The 326-nt window shown below is 54.3% G+C and carries 1 protein-coding gene; it reads right to left on the reverse strand.

Going from position 1 to position 326, the window contains the following annotated elements; translation table 11 throughout:
- The coding region (locus tag ABGA94_RS06370; RefSeq protein ID WP_375366701.1) for a hypothetical protein at nt 1–183 on the reverse strand (183 nt) is incomplete at its 3' end.
- Between the last annotated feature and the right edge of the window lie 143 nt (nt 184–326).

Raw genomic sequence — 326 nt, forward strand, 5'->3', positions numbered from 1 at the left:
ACGACTGTACTCACCGCCATCACCCCACTTCTTCGCATCGTTATAAGCTTGGCTGTTTGCCGTCAGCACCGCATCGCGCTGTTCCGCGCTGAGCGCGTTGAACGCCTTCTTATCATTGAAAGTAGAGAACGAACAGTTAGACAAAGGTTCAGTGGAGATTACAAAAATGGCCGCTGAAAGCAAGGAAGTCTTATTAGGAGCTGTGTTTGAAGTTCATGAGCGCCGAGCACCCGTAGGCTTCCGAGAAGCAGACGGTTGCCTGCCGGCCGTCCGGCCAGCGCACGTGGACCTTTACCTCGTCGCATACGCCAGGTTTGCTCCTGTCA

Source organism: Stenotrophomonas sp. 3diitr2024 (genome assembly GCF_042136455.1).
GTDB lineage: Bacteria > Pseudomonadota > Gammaproteobacteria > Xanthomonadales > Xanthomonadaceae > Stenotrophomonas > Stenotrophomonas sepilia.